10 protein-coding genes are annotated in these 14,149 nt (G+C 41.1%); 9 read left to right on the forward strand and 1 reads right to left on the reverse strand.

Features of this window, described 5'->3' with window-relative positions; all coding sequences use genetic code 11:
- The first annotated feature begins 8 nt into the window (after positions 1–8).
- The 9 genes from AC6H44_RS02560 (at position 9) to AC6H44_RS02600 (ending at position 10,262) form a co-directional block, all read left to right on the forward strand.
- Entirely contained in the window at positions 9–344 is a 336-nt protein-coding gene (locus AC6H44_RS02560) for a PM0253 family protein (protein WP_500737318.1), read from the forward strand.
- 104 nt (positions 345–448) lie between these two features.
- Positions 449–841: a ribonucleotide reductase subunit alpha gene (locus AC6H44_RS02565; RefSeq protein ID WP_500737319.1), complete on the forward strand. Its 393-nt coding sequence runs from the start codon at positions 449–451 to the stop codon at positions 839–841.
- Positions 842–1,007: 166 nt separating this feature from the next.
- On the forward strand, positions 1,008–1,460 hold the full coding sequence (nrdG, locus tag AC6H44_RS02570) for an anaerobic ribonucleoside-triphosphate reductase activating protein (RefSeq protein ID WP_500737321.1): 453 nt from the start codon (positions 1,008–1,010) through the stop codon (positions 1,458–1,460).
- Positions 1,461–1,462: 2 nt separating this feature from the next.
- Entirely contained in the window at positions 1,463–3,238 is a 1,776-nt protein-coding gene (nrdD, locus tag AC6H44_RS02575; RefSeq protein WP_500737323.1) for an anaerobic ribonucleoside-triphosphate reductase, read from the forward strand.
- Positions 3,239–3,378: 140 nt separating this feature from the next.
- Complete coding sequence (locus AC6H44_RS02580; RefSeq protein WP_500737324.1) at positions 3,379–3,693, forward strand: hypothetical protein; 315 nt, start codon at positions 3,379–3,381, stop codon at positions 3,691–3,693.
- A gap of 172 nt (positions 3,694–3,865) precedes the next feature.
- The gene (locus AC6H44_RS02585) at positions 3,866–5,119 is read left to right on the forward strand and encodes a TolC family protein (protein ID WP_500737326.1); all 1,254 of its coding nucleotides are present in this window, start codon (positions 3,866–3,868) and stop codon (positions 5,117–5,119) included.
- Positions 5,116–6,345 (forward strand): efflux RND transporter periplasmic adaptor subunit, encoded by a 1,230-nt coding sequence (locus AC6H44_RS02590; protein WP_500737327.1) that lies wholly within the window; start codon positions 5,116–5,118, stop codon positions 6,343–6,345. Before AC6H44_RS02585 ends, AC6H44_RS02590 begins: the two co-directional genes overlap by 4 nt.
- An 8-nt stretch (positions 6,346–6,353) precedes the next feature.
- Positions 6,354–9,500, forward strand: a complete 3,147-nt coding sequence (locus AC6H44_RS02595) for an efflux RND transporter permease subunit (RefSeq protein WP_500737328.1) — start codon at positions 6,354–6,356, stop codon at positions 9,498–9,500.
- Between the two features lie 174 nt (positions 9,501–9,674).
- On the forward strand, positions 9,675–10,262 hold the full coding sequence (locus AC6H44_RS02600; protein ID WP_500737329.1) for a YqaA family protein: 588 nt from the start codon (positions 9,675–9,677) through the stop codon (positions 10,260–10,262).
- 99 nt (positions 10,263–10,361) lie between these two features.
- Here the strand turns inward: AC6H44_RS02600 and AC6H44_RS02605 are convergent, their stop codons facing one another.
- Positions 10,362–13,802 (reverse strand): PAS domain-containing hybrid sensor histidine kinase/response regulator, encoded by a 3,441-nt coding sequence (locus AC6H44_RS02605; protein WP_500737331.1) that lies wholly within the window; start codon positions 13,800–13,802, stop codon positions 10,362–10,364.
- Positions 13,803–14,149: the final 347 nt, after the last annotated feature.

Raw genomic sequence — 14,149 nt, forward strand, 5'->3', positions numbered from 1 at the left:
GGCAGCTAATGACTAATCCATTTAAAGCCCAGTGGAGTAAAAAAGGGCACTCGTTGTGCCTTGGTCATTGGTTCATCAGCTACCTGGATACACCGTTAGAGCTACCCGATAAACAGCTCAATAACGATATGGGCACATGGGGGGTTTACGATCCCATTTATGATGATGATCCTGAATTTTGCGAAGGAAAACTTGAAGATGATTGGATCATCGCTAATGCCGATTGGCTCGTTGATGTGTTTATTGCCCATAATATAGAGGTGAGTGAGCAAAATATGCGCTGGTTTTATCAAGCAGTTGATGAAGATGACTGGCGCTGTGGTAGTTGTGGCGGTTGTATGTAAGGCCGCATTCAAAAATTTAAAGGTGTTCTACCTATTTAGAGGGATAGTAAGCACGCTTTATACCCATACAATAAACGTATTACATTACTACTTTGGAATATACTATGATCACTCGTTTTAAAGATTTATTGAGCTACGCAAAAGAACAGCCAGATCCGCAGCGCTTATTGTTTTTATTCGCGAAAACAGAATTAGAAAACCCTAAAAAAAGCAAAAAAAATGCCAAAGGTACAATAACGCCGACCATGTGTGTTGATAAATTACCTAGCGAAATAGCCGATTACTCAGCATTGATCAAAGAAGCTGACGGTATTTCTAAAGAGTGGGATTTTGTATTTATTTCGAGCTTATCAGGTGTAAAAGGGCAACCACCGAGCACCGAAGATGCCGACCCTTATTTAAATAAAATGACCAACGATATTACCTCAGGGCAAAATATTGCTCGCTACGTTATATTTGACCGTCAAGATAACCCAATCGAATTACTTCCCAATTAATTTAATTATCTCTAAGTAAACAACCTCTAACTAAACAACTTCAACCGACATTGCATGTCGGTTTTTTATTGCTTACATTTCATATTATACCTCCTCATTGGTATTGCGGCCTCAACAATAAACACTATATATTGATTAAAATAAAACAAAAAGCACCATATATAGTATGTTTAATATTTTAGAACCCACTATTGTTTTTCAAGAAGTTCCTGGCGAAGTATCGCTTGCACTGACGGTTACAGGCTGTCAATTAGGCTGTAAAGGCTGCCACAGCCCTGAAATATGGGATGCTAACAATGGCAAACCACTCACTCGTAGTTGGTTAGCTACATTACTAAATCAATATAAGGGCATGATCAGTTGTGTGGTGTTTTTTGGTGGTGAATGGCAGGCAAACACCTTAAGGCTATTTTTATCTCAGTGTAAAAAAGCCGGATTAAAAACCTGTCTCTACACAGGCTGTAATGATGTGAATTGGCACATAAAATCACAGCTAACTTATTTAAAAACCGGCCCTTGGAAAAGCGAACTAGGAGGTTTAGATAACCCAAAAACCAATCAGCGCTTTATCAACCTCGGCCAACAAAAAATACTTAACACTCTTTTTATTAAGGATTAATTATGTTGCAGTTAAATGCACAGCAGTTACAACAAAAAACATCTTTCATTAATGATTATCTAAAAGCAGACAATGCAGCTGACGGCTCAGTTTTTGATAGCAACGCCAATGTTAGCAGTAAAAATATTGCGACTTTGGAGTCTGAGATCAGTAAAGATCTGCTGATCCAAATAAACAGAGCGGTAATAAAAGAAAAAATAACAGATATGTTTGGTAAAGCGTTAGCACAAGAGTATGAACGGCAAATAACAAATCATGAAATTTATGTACACGATGAAACCAGTCTAAAACCGTATTGCGCTTCAATAACGCTGTATCCTTTTTTGCTCGACGGTCTCACTAAATTAGGAGGCGAATCGAAAGCCCCACGGCATTTAGCCTCATTTTGTGGCTCATTTGTGAACCTTGTATTTGCTATTAGTGCACAATTTGCAGGCGCAATTGCGACAGTGGAATTTTTAACCTATTTTGATCACTTTGCTCGCAGAGATTACGGCGATAACTACCTAACAGAGCACTCAAACGAAATCGCCAACCATTTACAGCATGTGGTGTATGCACTTAATCAACCAGCCGCCGCTCGGGGTTATCAAAGTGTATTTTGGAATATTTCTTTATATGATGCTGCGTATTTTCAGGCTTTATTTGGCGATTTTGTTTTTCCTAATGGTAGTCGGCCTAAATACTGCAGCATCAATGCATTACAACAGTATTTTATGGATTGGTTTGGTACAGAGCGCGAAAAAGCCGTACTTACTTTTCCTGTTGTTACAGCTGCATTATTAACCCAACAACATGGTTTTCAAGACCCTGAGTTTAAAACCTTCTGTGCTGCACAGCTCAGTAAAGGTAATTCCTTTTTTATGTATGTGAGTGACGACCCGGATTCACTGGCCTCATGTTGTCGTTTGCGCAGTGAAATGAGCGATAATCAATTTTCGTACACCTTAGGAGCAGGAGGAATATCAACCGGATCGATTAACGTGATCACCATAAATATGAATCGCTTAGAGCAAGATGGTCGAGAATTAAAAACCGAAATAAAAAAGCTGCAACGTTACCAACTTGCGTATCGGGCACTGATGCAAGACTATCTCGACAGTAATATTTTGAGTGTTTATGACGCTGGTTTTATCAATATGGATAAACAGTTTTTAACCATTGGTATTAATGGTATGGCTGAAGCGGCTGAATTTAAAGGTATTAAAGTGGGCAATAACCCGCAATATAAAGCGTTTGTGAGTAATCATTTAAAAACAATTTACAGCGCAAATAAACAAGCAAAACAACACTACGGCTACTTATTTAACACCGAATTTGTGCCTGCTGAAAATCTCGGTATAAAAAACGCAAAATGGGATAAAGATGATGGCTATCAAGTAAACCGCGATTGCTATAACTCGTATTTTTATATTGTTGAAGATGAGGAGGTAAATCATCTTGATAAGTTTGTTTTACACGGTAAAGAAATAATTCAATATTTAGATGGTGGTTCGGCACTGCATTTAAATTTAGCTGAAAAGCTCGACATACAACAAAACGAAAAACTCCTAGATATAGCAGCACAAACAGGCTGCAATTATTTTTGCATAAACGTTAAATGCACCATTTGTAATGACTGCCAGCAAATAGATAAAGTAACCCGTCAACGCTGTAAACATTGCAACAGCGAGAATATTGACCATGGCACTCGGGTTATTGGCTATTTAAAGCGAGTATCAGCGTTTTCAAAAGGGCGACGAGATGAACATCAACGTCGCTATTATCACGTAGAATAAATCAATAGATTTACAATTAATATGAAGTTTTAATGATTACGCCTTAGGATATTTATTCAGTTGTGTTATTTAATAAATATCCGATTAATGTTATTGTTGGAAAGTAACTATAAATCTTATTATCGGAAAGTCGCTTAACTGTGCGTTCAAATCGTTTTTTAATTGTAATGTTGTTGGTGCTTGTGCACAGCTTTATTAGCTGTGATGGTGCTGCGTACCATTTACAAGAAGACGTTGACCACGTAAATAGCTCATTATCGCAACTAGATTCATCTGCTGATGATAGCGATAGCGCCCCAACAGCAGAAATACATGCCCATCAGCATTGCCATAGTGGCTATAGCTATATCTCAAGTTACTCAATAACTCCCGAGAAAAGTAAACCAACTTTAGCGAACTGCTATCACGGCTTACATTATCCACCCGACGTACCGCCACCGAATTCATTTAGCTAGTTTTTAATTTAATTTCAATTAATTACTGTGCTTTTAGCTGCCTACACATAAGTGTTTAATGGGCTGTTATAGGCATGTTTAGATTGCTGAGCATTTTACACCGTCGCTATTTTTTTGCGTAGGTTGTAAATGGTTTGCAAGTGAACTCTGTTTATTAAAACGGACAAGCTATATGAATAAAAAAACAATTATGCTGGTGGCTATGCTGTGCGCGCTGCCTGCTTTTAGTGCGTTTGCAAATGTTAAAACATTAACCCTAAAACAAGCGTTGATAAATACCGAGCAACAAAATCCGCTATTAAAGCGCTACCCTTATCATCAAAAAATACTCAGCGCGCTTAAATCTCAAGCGGCACTTTCGCCTAATCCTGTATTAAATGTAAAAGCCGAAAACCTATTAGGAACAAACGATGCGCGTGGTGTGCAAGACGCTGAAATAACCTTAGCATTTAGCCAGCTTATAGAGCTTGGAGATAAACGCCAAAGCCGCATCAATTATGCAACGGCGAACATTAAAGCCCAAGCAATACAGTATCAAAATACTCGGTTAGCTTTATTAGCGACCACTGGTGAGCGATATTACGAGGCGCTTAAATTTCAAACCTTACTTACGCTTAACAGCGAGCGACACCAGGTTGTAAGCCAAGCTCTTAAAGCAATAAAGCAACGAGCTAACGCCGGCGCTGTATCGCAAGCCGATGTTACCCGTATGCGTTATGCGCTTAGCCAAGTAGAGCTTGATAAAGCTAAGCTAAATAGCGAATTTGAGCGAGCGCGTTTATCGCTTAATGAGCTGTGGAATGAGCAACATAACTACACGAATTTAGCAGGGAATATGACTACCTTAATACCGCTTAAATCTGAGCAAGGGTTACTTGATGCAGTTAACCAAGCACCTGAGTTTGCTATGTTGCAGCAACAATACTTACAGCAAGCGGCCAACTTAACGCTGCAAAAATCCAATGGGCAAAGCGACATTAATGTAGATGCAGGCTTGCGCTACAACCAGCAAAGCGATACCAGTTCGTTGCTGTTTTCGTTTTCTATGCCGTTGCAATTGAGTAACTCAAATAGCGGTAATATTGAAGCCGCTAACAGTCAGTTGGCATTGTTACGTGAGCAGCAAGGGCAATTACGGATTCAGTTACGTCAACAAGTTCGTACCTTGTACGCCTATTACCAAGGCAAAACGTTACAGGTGCAGTTGTTATCTGGGCAGGTTATTCCACAAGCGCAAACACTGATTGAGCAAAGTTTAAAAAGCTATCAACGCGGACAAATTTCGGTGTTGCAATTGCTCGATGCTCAACAAGCCCTTTTTGATTCTAAACGCGCACTTATTAAGACCTATGCAGCGTTATATCAGACGCACCTTACTCTTGAGCGTTTAACTGGCCAATCTTTAACTGAGACTTTTCAATCATGAACAACACGTTTATCACATTATTAATATTTATTTCGTTTGTAGCTAGCTTAACAAGCACGCCTGTATTTGCCTCAGCAGAGCATGCACAAACAGAGCAATCCCAAAAACAAGGGCCACATGGCGGCTTTTTATTAACAAACGCAAAGCTAACCCTTGAGTTAAAGCTGCAAGAGTTTGCTGATAAAGTTGAGCTGCGCGTATATGGTTTTGAGCAAAATCAGCCGGTAGATATAAACGATTTAAGCATCGAAATGAACTTAAAGCGACTAGTAGAAGCACCGCAAAAAATACAATTTACGCGTGAGAATGAGTACCTTGTTAGCACGCAATCCATAAATGAGCCACACTCGTTTGCGCTTTTCATTACTGCCAATTACAAAGGTGAACGCGTCAGCTTTGAATACACTCAACATGAAGGCCGCACGATACTTAGCGAACGAGCAATTAGAGGTGCGGGTATTAAAACGCAGATAGCACAAAGTGGCGAGGTTGATATTTCCGACACGCTGTTTGGTGTTATTGCACCGACACAGCACGGCACAGTAGAAGTTATGGCGCCATATACCGGATTGATCAGCGATATTTTTGTCAGCATTGGTCAAACCGTTCAAAAAGGTGAGGTACTGGCCAGTGTCACCAACCGTGAAACATTGCAAAACTACAGCATTAAAAGCCCCATTAGCGGTGTGGTAACCGAGCAATATTTAAAGCGTGGCGAACTGGCAAGTACCCGCGCGCTTATGCAGGTCGTGAACCTTGATAAAGTATGGGTTGAGCTCTCAGCCTTTCCCGAAAACATTGAAAATCTAGCCATTGGTCAAAGCGCCACAGTGTACGATTTACACCATCATTTAACCGCCCAGGGAAAGTTATTTTACATTGCGCCAATGATGACCGGCGGGCACATTGCACGTGCCCGTATAGCGCTTAATAACCCTGATGGTCATTGGCGTCCAGGCATGCATGTTAATAGTGATGTCAGTATCGATAAGGTTAATGCTCGCGTGCGTATAAAGCCTGAGGCTATACAGGAGTTTAACGGCATAGCGAGTGTGTTTGTGCGTAAAAATAGTGTGTTTGAAGTACGCCCGGTTATTTTAGGTGCGAAAAGTAGCGAGTGGGTCGAAGTTGTCGCGGGTTTAAGTCCCGGTAGCGAGTACGTCACTGCCAACAGTTATGTGATCAAAGCCGATATTTTAAAAAGCGGCGCAAGTCACGCACACTAGGAGTTATTATGATTAACTGGATTGTTTCTTTTGCGGTAAAACGCCGCATGATGGTGCTGGCACTGACATTTTTATTTGCTGGGTTTGGTGTATATAACATCCAAAACTTAGCGGTAGACGCTGTACCTGATATTACCAACGTGCAAGTGCAAATTAATACTAAAGCGGCTGGTTTTACACCGCTTGAAGTCGAGCAGCGCATCACTTATTTAGTCGAAACGGCGATGGCGGGTATTCCTAAGCTTGATTACACCCGTTCGCTTTCGCGTTATGGGCTCTCGCAAGTTACTGTTATTTTTGATGAAGGGACCGATATTTATTGGGCGCGTCAGCAAATTGGTGAACGTATTCAAAGTATTCGCGCCGATTTACCTAATAATATTGAGCCAAACCTTGGACCTATTGCCAGTGGTTTGGGTGAAATATTTACCTATAGCGTGCATGCAAAACCAGATGCGTTAAAAAGCGATGGTACGGCGTATAACGCCGAAGACTTACGTACTTTGCAAGATTGGGTTATTCGTCCGCAGCTTTTAAAAGTAAAAGGGGTAACCGAAATAAACAGCCAAGGAGGGTTCGAGCGTCAATACCAGGTGGCGCCCATGCCAGAAAAGCTCATCGCTTATAAGCTGACAATCAAGGATGTTATTAGTGCACTTGAGCTTAATAACAGCAACCGTGGAGCCGGTTATATAGAGCGCTTTGACGGCCAATATTTGGTGCGCTCGCCAGGGCAACTAAAAACCTTAGCGGATATAGCAAACACCGTTATCGCCAAGCGAGATGATGCTCCCGTGCGAATTAAAGACGTGGCAAATGTGTATTTAGGAAAAGAGCTCAGAACCGGCGCGGCTACCTATAACGGCGAAGAAACCGTATTAGGCACGGCGATGATGCTAATTGGTGAAAACAGCCGTATGGTTGCCAAAGCCATGGCAGATAAACTGATAGAGGTACAAAAAAGCTTACCTGCAGGGGTTATCGTTGAGCCTGTCTATGACCGTACCAATTTGGTTGATAAAACCATCGCCACAGTACAAAAAAACCTGTTTGAAGGCGCGGTATTGGTCATCGTTATTTTGCTGTTGTTACTGGGTAATGTTACCGGTGCACTTATTACTGCCATGGTTATTCCGCTAAGCATGCTATTTGCTATTACTGGCATGGTGGGCAATCGAGTCTCAGGTAACTTAATGAGCTTAGGTGCAATCGACTTTGGATTAATTGTAGATGGTGCGGTGATTGTGGTTGAAAACTGCCTTCGTCAATTAGGGATGGCTCAACATAAACATGGCCGCTTACTTACGCTCAGTGAGCGTTTAGAGGTTGTAACTTCAGCCACCAAAGAAGTGTTTAGCCCTGCGGTATTTGGTATTTTAATTATTATGTTGGTGTATTTACCGCTATTTGCGCTCAGTGGTGTTGAGGGCAAAATGTTTCAGCCCATGGCGTTTACCGTGGTTGCCGCGTTAATAGGTGCACTCATTTTTGCTGTCACCTTTGTGCCAGCGGCTATTGCCGTATTTGTGCGTGGTAAAGTAGATGAAAGCGAAAACGCAGTAATGCGTGGCGTTAAAAAAATCTACAAACCACTGCTTAACTTATCGCTTAAATTACCGTGGGTAATGGTGAGTATTGCCACTGCTTTGGTGTTAGTGCTTGGTTTTAAAGTTAAAAATATGGGCGCCGAATTTTTACCGCAGCTAGATGAAGGTGACATTGCAATGCATGCGCTGCGTATTACCGGCACCGGTATTGAACAATCGGTGCAAATGCAAAAGCAGTTGGAGCAGGCCTTATTAGCGCAACCTGAGATTGCGAACGTATTTTCAAAGATTGGCACTGCGGATGTAGCCAGCGATCCTATGCCGCCAAATGTTGCCGACACCTTTTTAATGTTAAAACCGCGTGAGCAATGGCCTGATCCATCACTCAGTAAAGACGCGTTAGTGCAGCAAATTCGTCATCGCGTGAATGAAGTACCGGGTAATAACTATGAATTTACCCAGCCTATAGAAATGCGCTTTAACGAGTTAATTGCCGGTGTGCGTGCCGATGTAGCGCTGCGTATTTACGGTGACGATTTAGCCATACTTAAACAGTTTGGCGAAAAAGCCACCGGTTTAATGCGAAATATTACCGGTGCTACCGATGTGCGTTTAGAGCAAATACAAGGGCTGCCTACACTTTCTGTTACCCCAATGCGTGACCATATGGCGTTATTGGGATTAACGGTAAACGACATTCAACAAACTCTTGCCGCTGCCGTTGGAGGGGTGCAAACAGGACTCATTTATGAGGGCGATAAGCGCTTTTCGTTATTAGTACGCTTAGATAAGCGTTGGTCAAGTGATGTAACTGCGCTTGCGCGTTTACCTGTCGCATTACCTCAAAGTAGTAACCCTGAGCTTGCATTTGTACCGCTGGGAGAAGTGGCTACAATCAGCATTGAAAAAGGCCCGAATCAAATAAATCGCGAAAGTGGTAAGCGTAATGTGGTAGTAACGGCCAATGTAACAGGGCGCGATTTAGCCAGCTTTGTAAGTGATGCCCAAGCGAAAATGAACGCACAACTTAACCTACCTAGTGGTTATTGGCTTGAATATGGCGGTACATTTGAGCAGCTACAATCAGCGAGCCAACGTTTATCCATTGTTGTGCCATTTACACTGCTGCTTATTTTTGGCTTACTTTATAGCGCCTTTGGTTCAATACGTGATTCATTAATTATTTTTAGTGGCGTACCTTTGGCGCTCACCGGTGGCGTGCTTGCCTTATTAATTAGGGATATGCCGTTATCTATTTCTGCTGGTGTGGGTTTTATCGCGCTCAGTGGTGTTGCAGTATTAAACGGTGTGGTGATGCTGTCGTTTATTAAGCAGTTACGAAACGAAGGGTTAAGCTTATACGATGCAATACACAGCGGGGCATTACAGCGATTACGCCCAGTGCTGATGACCGCACTTGTGGCCAGTTTAGGCTTTATACCTATGGCGCTTAATACTGGCACGGGTGCTGAAATACAACGGCCTTTGGCTACCGTGGTTGTAGGAGGCATTATTTCATCTACTTTATTAACCTTATTAATCTTGCCTGCGTTATATAAATTAGTGCACTTGAGGTTTAATAAAAAACCACAATCTGAATTAGCTTAACGCTGACAATAAAGCAGCTGTATTATCAGCTGCTTTATTGTTTTTTTGGCTAAATTTGAATGAGATAGCAATTTATTCAAAGCAATCGGCTAATGGCGCACCTCAAGCTTTTCAGGTAGCATTAACTTAATTGTGGCATGATAATGCACTTTCCTCGTTACAAACAGAGTGTTTATGGCAATACGAAAAAGGCTAAAACAAAAAACGCGTCAATTTATTGAATCTAAAAATATGTTAGGTGGTATCGCTGCTGCTTCGTTTTTAGAATCTACCATAGTGCCCATTCCGTTAGAGGCTGTGTTAGTGCCATTAATGCAAGCACGACGTGAAAAACTATGGCAAATTGCACTTATGGCAACGCTTGGTTGTATTGTGGGGGCATTATTTGGTTATGCTTTGGGGTATTATTTATTTGATGTAATTGGTGATTGGATTATTGCTACTTTTTCATCCCCCGAGCAATTTGAAAACGTAAAGCAAAAAATGCAAGCCCAAGGTTTTTGGTTTGTATTGAGCTTAGGTATAGTGCCTATTCCGTTTCAAATTGCAATGTTGGCTGCCGGCGCCACTAAATACTCACTGCTCTTGTTTTTAATTGCTTCTGCCATTTCTCGCTCTATACGTTATTTTGGCTTAGCGTTAGTGGTGTATTATGCTGGCAATCAAGCTGAGAGACTTATTAGTAAACATAAAATAAAAGCGATGATTACGTTAACAATACTCGTTGTTGCTGGCTGGATTATTAGTACACTTATAGTATAGTTTTGCAAATAATAATTATGAATTCACGCATGTGATCGTCTTGACGTTTTTTAAAACCATAAGCCTACCAATAATTGCGGGTTTATGGTTTAACCTCTTTTACGTACTGTGATTAAGCAGGGCCTTGAGTTTGCCTGGCTTTATCGGTTTACTCAGATAATGAATGTTTTCATTTTTGGTGGTTTGTTTTAGTTCAGTGTCACGCACTGCGGTAATTAAAATAGCCGGAACATCACTTTGCCAAATCTCTCTTAGTGTTTTAATTAAGGTAATACCATCCCACTCGTTACCTAATTGATAATCCATTAAAATAACATCAGGTGCATTTTGTGTCTTTGCATGAGTTAACACCGCATTGACGTTATCAAATAACGTGTAATTTGCTTGCCATTTTTTCAATAAGCTGGCCATGGCGGCAAGATTCTCTGGGTCGTCGTCAACAGCAATAATATTAATAGCGGCGCGGTTGTCGACTATATTTTGGCTGGTTTGTTTTTGTTGTACTAATTGAGCATCACCATAGGGAACTTCAATGCTAAATCGGCTGCCTTTATTGGGTAACGAGCGCACATCAATTGGTAGGCTCAGTAAATCGGCCATACGTTTAACCACCCCTAAACCTAAGCCCACACCTTTGTTGTCGCTCGCTTCAATTCGATAGAAGTCGTTGAATATTTTTGCCTGCTCACTATCGCTAATGCCTGGGCCGGTATCCCATACTTCAATACGCAAGCTATGTTTTCTATTTCTACAGGCAATTAACACCTGGCCACTATCGGTGTATTTAATCGCATTTGACAGTAAGTTTTGTAGTATTCGGCGTAAATAAGTGATGTCGCTGTGTACTATTTGTTTATTTGAACGCACTTTGAATATCAGCCCTTTATCGCTTGATAAAATCGCATATTCACTTTTAAGGGGGTCTAAAATATCATCAATACAAAAATGACGAGGGCTTGGGGTCATTGCCCCTTGTTCTAATTTTGCTATTTCGAGTAAGGCCGACATTAAATGCACGGTTGAATCTAGGCTATCACCCAGTTTATTAAAGTTATTTTTATTAGTGTCATCTAACTTAGTTTCATCAATCGCCGCGAGATATAAACGTGCTGCATTTAGCGGCTGTAAAATATCATGACTGGCCAGTGCTAAAAAACGGGTTTTGCTATCATTAGCTTGCTCTGCTTCACGTTTGGCTAAAGTGAGTGCTTGCTCTGTTTGGACGCGGCTATCTATTTGCGCTTGTAGATTAGTATTAATCGTTTGTACTTCTTGAGTGCGTGCTTCAATGCGGTTTTCTAAGTCCATATTAATTTCTTCGAGCGCGTTTTGGGTACTAATGTGGTTGGTTATATCAGAAAAGCTGGTTACAAAGCCGCCATCAGGAAGTGGGTTGCCTATCATCTCATACACTTGGCCGTTACGACGATGACGAATAAAGTGATGTGAGCTACCATTTTTTAAATGCTGCACGCGTTTATCAACATGGCGGTCAATTTCGCCGGGGCCACATTCACCACGCTTTGCGTTATACCGTATTATTTCCTCAATCGGTTGACCTACTTGTAAAAACCCTTCCGGGTAGTTAAACATTTCGCTGTAGCGCTTATTCCAAGCAACCAGCTTTAGGTCTTTATCGACAACCGATAGCCCATGGCTTAAGTTTTCTAACGAGGTAAATAGTAAGTTTTGATTAAACTGTAGCGCTTGTGTGGTTTCATCAAAAAAGTTAACCACTTCTTCAAACGCCATTCGTTTACCAGATGACACAGTATGAATAAGTGCTTGCGCAGAAGAGGCACCTAATACCCCAGTAAGCGCACGCTCGCAGTAAGCAATAAAGTCGGCCCGAGGATGTGCGTTATCATCGTTTAAATCATGATGTAGTGCGTAATGGGATAAAATTTGCTGGCTGCGTTGAATGCCTAAAAAGGTTTGTAATAAAATTTTGAAGTCGTAAACCGTGGCTTTAACATTTTTATTTAAGCGGCGAGATAAAATCGCTTGATCTTTTGGATTAACAAATGCGGCTGCTTGAATTTTATCAATTAAGCGCTCTTCAGCCCCAAGCGAAAAGCTAATGTAACAGCCTATGTTGGCGAATAGGGCTATTAACGTGCCTCGGGTTATTAGGGTTTGTTGTAGCTCACTGTTAAGTGGATTAGGGGCCTCTAAAATGGGCAACATTAAAAACAATACCCAGCAAATAATTCCAGCGAGTAGCCCAGCATAAACACCATAGGCATGACCTTTACGCCAATATAATCCACCGACAATAGCAGGCAATAATTGCGATACCAGTGAAAAAGCCACTAATCCCATACTGGCCAGTGCACTGCCATTACCAAACCATTGCTGATAGAAATACGCCAATATAAGCACCCCTGCAATGGTAAATCTGCGCACTAATAAAATGCGAGATTTGTAGCTGCTGGTAATTAAATTACGTTTGAATTTACGGCGTAACATTAAAGGCAATACTACATCGTTTGAGATCATCGTACTGAGGGTAAGCGTTGCTACTACTATCATAGCGGTAGCAGCAGAAAGCCCGCCAATAAATACAAAGGTGGTTAAAAAGGCGTTGCTATGCAGCATAGGTAAGGCCAGAACGAAGCTGTCTGGTGAAAAGCTACGGCCTATTTCTGGATGAATTGCGGCGGTAGCAATTGGTAAAATCATGGCCGCGGTTAATAACAAATACAGTGGAAAAGCCCAGCGAGCTGTAAATAAATGACGTTTATCTAGGTTATCCACCACGGTTACATGAAATTGACGGGGTAAACAAATAATAGCCGCGGCTGCCATTAGTGACTGGCCAATAAAGTTAAAGCTAAAAAAATCGAACTGCGCCCAATGTAACCAAATTGATTCGCTGACTGGGGCGGCACTTTCTTTGGGTAAATTAAATAAACTGACTATTGCAAGCCCAGCCACGGCGGCTAAGGCAAGCAGTTTTATCAGCGATTCAAACGCCACAGCCAACATTAATCCTGAGCGATACTCGGTTACATCGACTTTGCGTGTGCCAAAAAAGATAGCAAATAGTGCCATCATTAAGGTGGCCGATAGCGCTAAAATATCCCCCGATATTTGATTACTATTTTGCAGGAGTAAAAAACTAGAACTGAGCGCTTTTAATTGCAGCGCAATATAGGGAATGGTGGCTAATAAGGCAATAATAGTGACCATTACCGCCGTGGTTTGGCGCTTGCCGTAGCGGGCTGAAATAAAATCAGCAATAGTGGTTATATTTTGCTTTTTACTTACCAATACCAGTTTACGTAAAAAACCTTGGCCGAAAAAAAACAGCAGGGCGGGGCCAAGTAAAATAGGCAAAAAACTCCAACTGCTGGTGGCTGCAGTGCCTACCGAGCCATAGTAAGTCCATGAGGTACAGTAAATACCCAGTGCAAATGAATATACAAATGGGTGATGGCTAATACGCTTGGCAAGTGGCGTGGTTTTATCCCCCCAATTTGCCAGCCAAAACAGCACGCCTATGTAGCCAAAAGCAACAATGAGTAATATAGCCGTCATGTTCATTAACCTTGTGGAGTGTTTTTATAATTTACATGCAACTATACACTATACCCTATTTACAAATCTTGCTGTGGATTAAGTCGGGGGGTATACATTTTATTTATATTATCTATAAATAAAATTAAGTTTATGATTTATATTACTTTATTTTATTTTAGTTATTTAGTTAGACTAATGTCTTATTCCCACCGCTTATTCAAAAAATAACGTGCTCACCTCGCCAATAAATTAATTAACTTACTGAAAATAAAGTAGTTCATTGATTTTTTATTAATTGCCTGCTCACAGTTTACGTAAACGTTAATAGGTTGTTACGACCATCGTCGCAATTCAATATTTGTTTA

The organism is Pseudoalteromonas sp. TAP-3C (genome assembly GCF_059888565.1).

Excerpts from the sequence above, each read along its gene's own strand:
- AC6H44_RS02560 (WP_500737318.1), top strand. The coding sequence starts at position 9 with ATGACTAATCCATTTAAAGCCCAGTGGAGTAAAAAAGGGCACTCGTTG.
- AC6H44_RS02565 (WP_500737319.1), top strand. The coding sequence starts at position 449 with ATGATCACTCGTTTTAAAGATTTATTGAGCTACGCAAAAGAACAGCCA.
- nrdG (WP_500737321.1), top strand. The coding sequence starts at position 1,008 with ATGTTTAATATTTTAGAACCCACTATTGTTTTTCAAGAAGTTCCTGGC.
- nrdD (WP_500737323.1), top strand. The coding sequence starts at position 1,463 with ATGTTGCAGTTAAATGCACAGCAGTTACAACAAAAAACATCTTTCATT.
- AC6H44_RS02585 (WP_500737326.1), top strand. The coding sequence starts at position 3,866 with ATGAATAAAAAAACAATTATGCTGGTGGCTATGCTGTGCGCGCTGCCT.
- AC6H44_RS02590 (WP_500737327.1), top strand. The coding sequence starts at position 5,116 with ATGAACAACACGTTTATCACATTATTAATATTTATTTCGTTTGTAGCT.
- AC6H44_RS02595 (WP_500737328.1), top strand. The coding sequence starts at position 6,354 with ATGATTAACTGGATTGTTTCTTTTGCGGTAAAACGCCGCATGATGGTG.
- AC6H44_RS02600 (WP_500737329.1), top strand. The coding sequence starts at position 9,675 with ATGGCAATACGAAAAAGGCTAAAACAAAAAACGCGTCAATTTATTGAA.
- AC6H44_RS02605 (WP_500737331.1), bottom strand. The coding sequence starts at position 13,802 with ATGACGGCTATATTACTCATTGTTGCTTTTGGCTACATAGGCGTGCTG.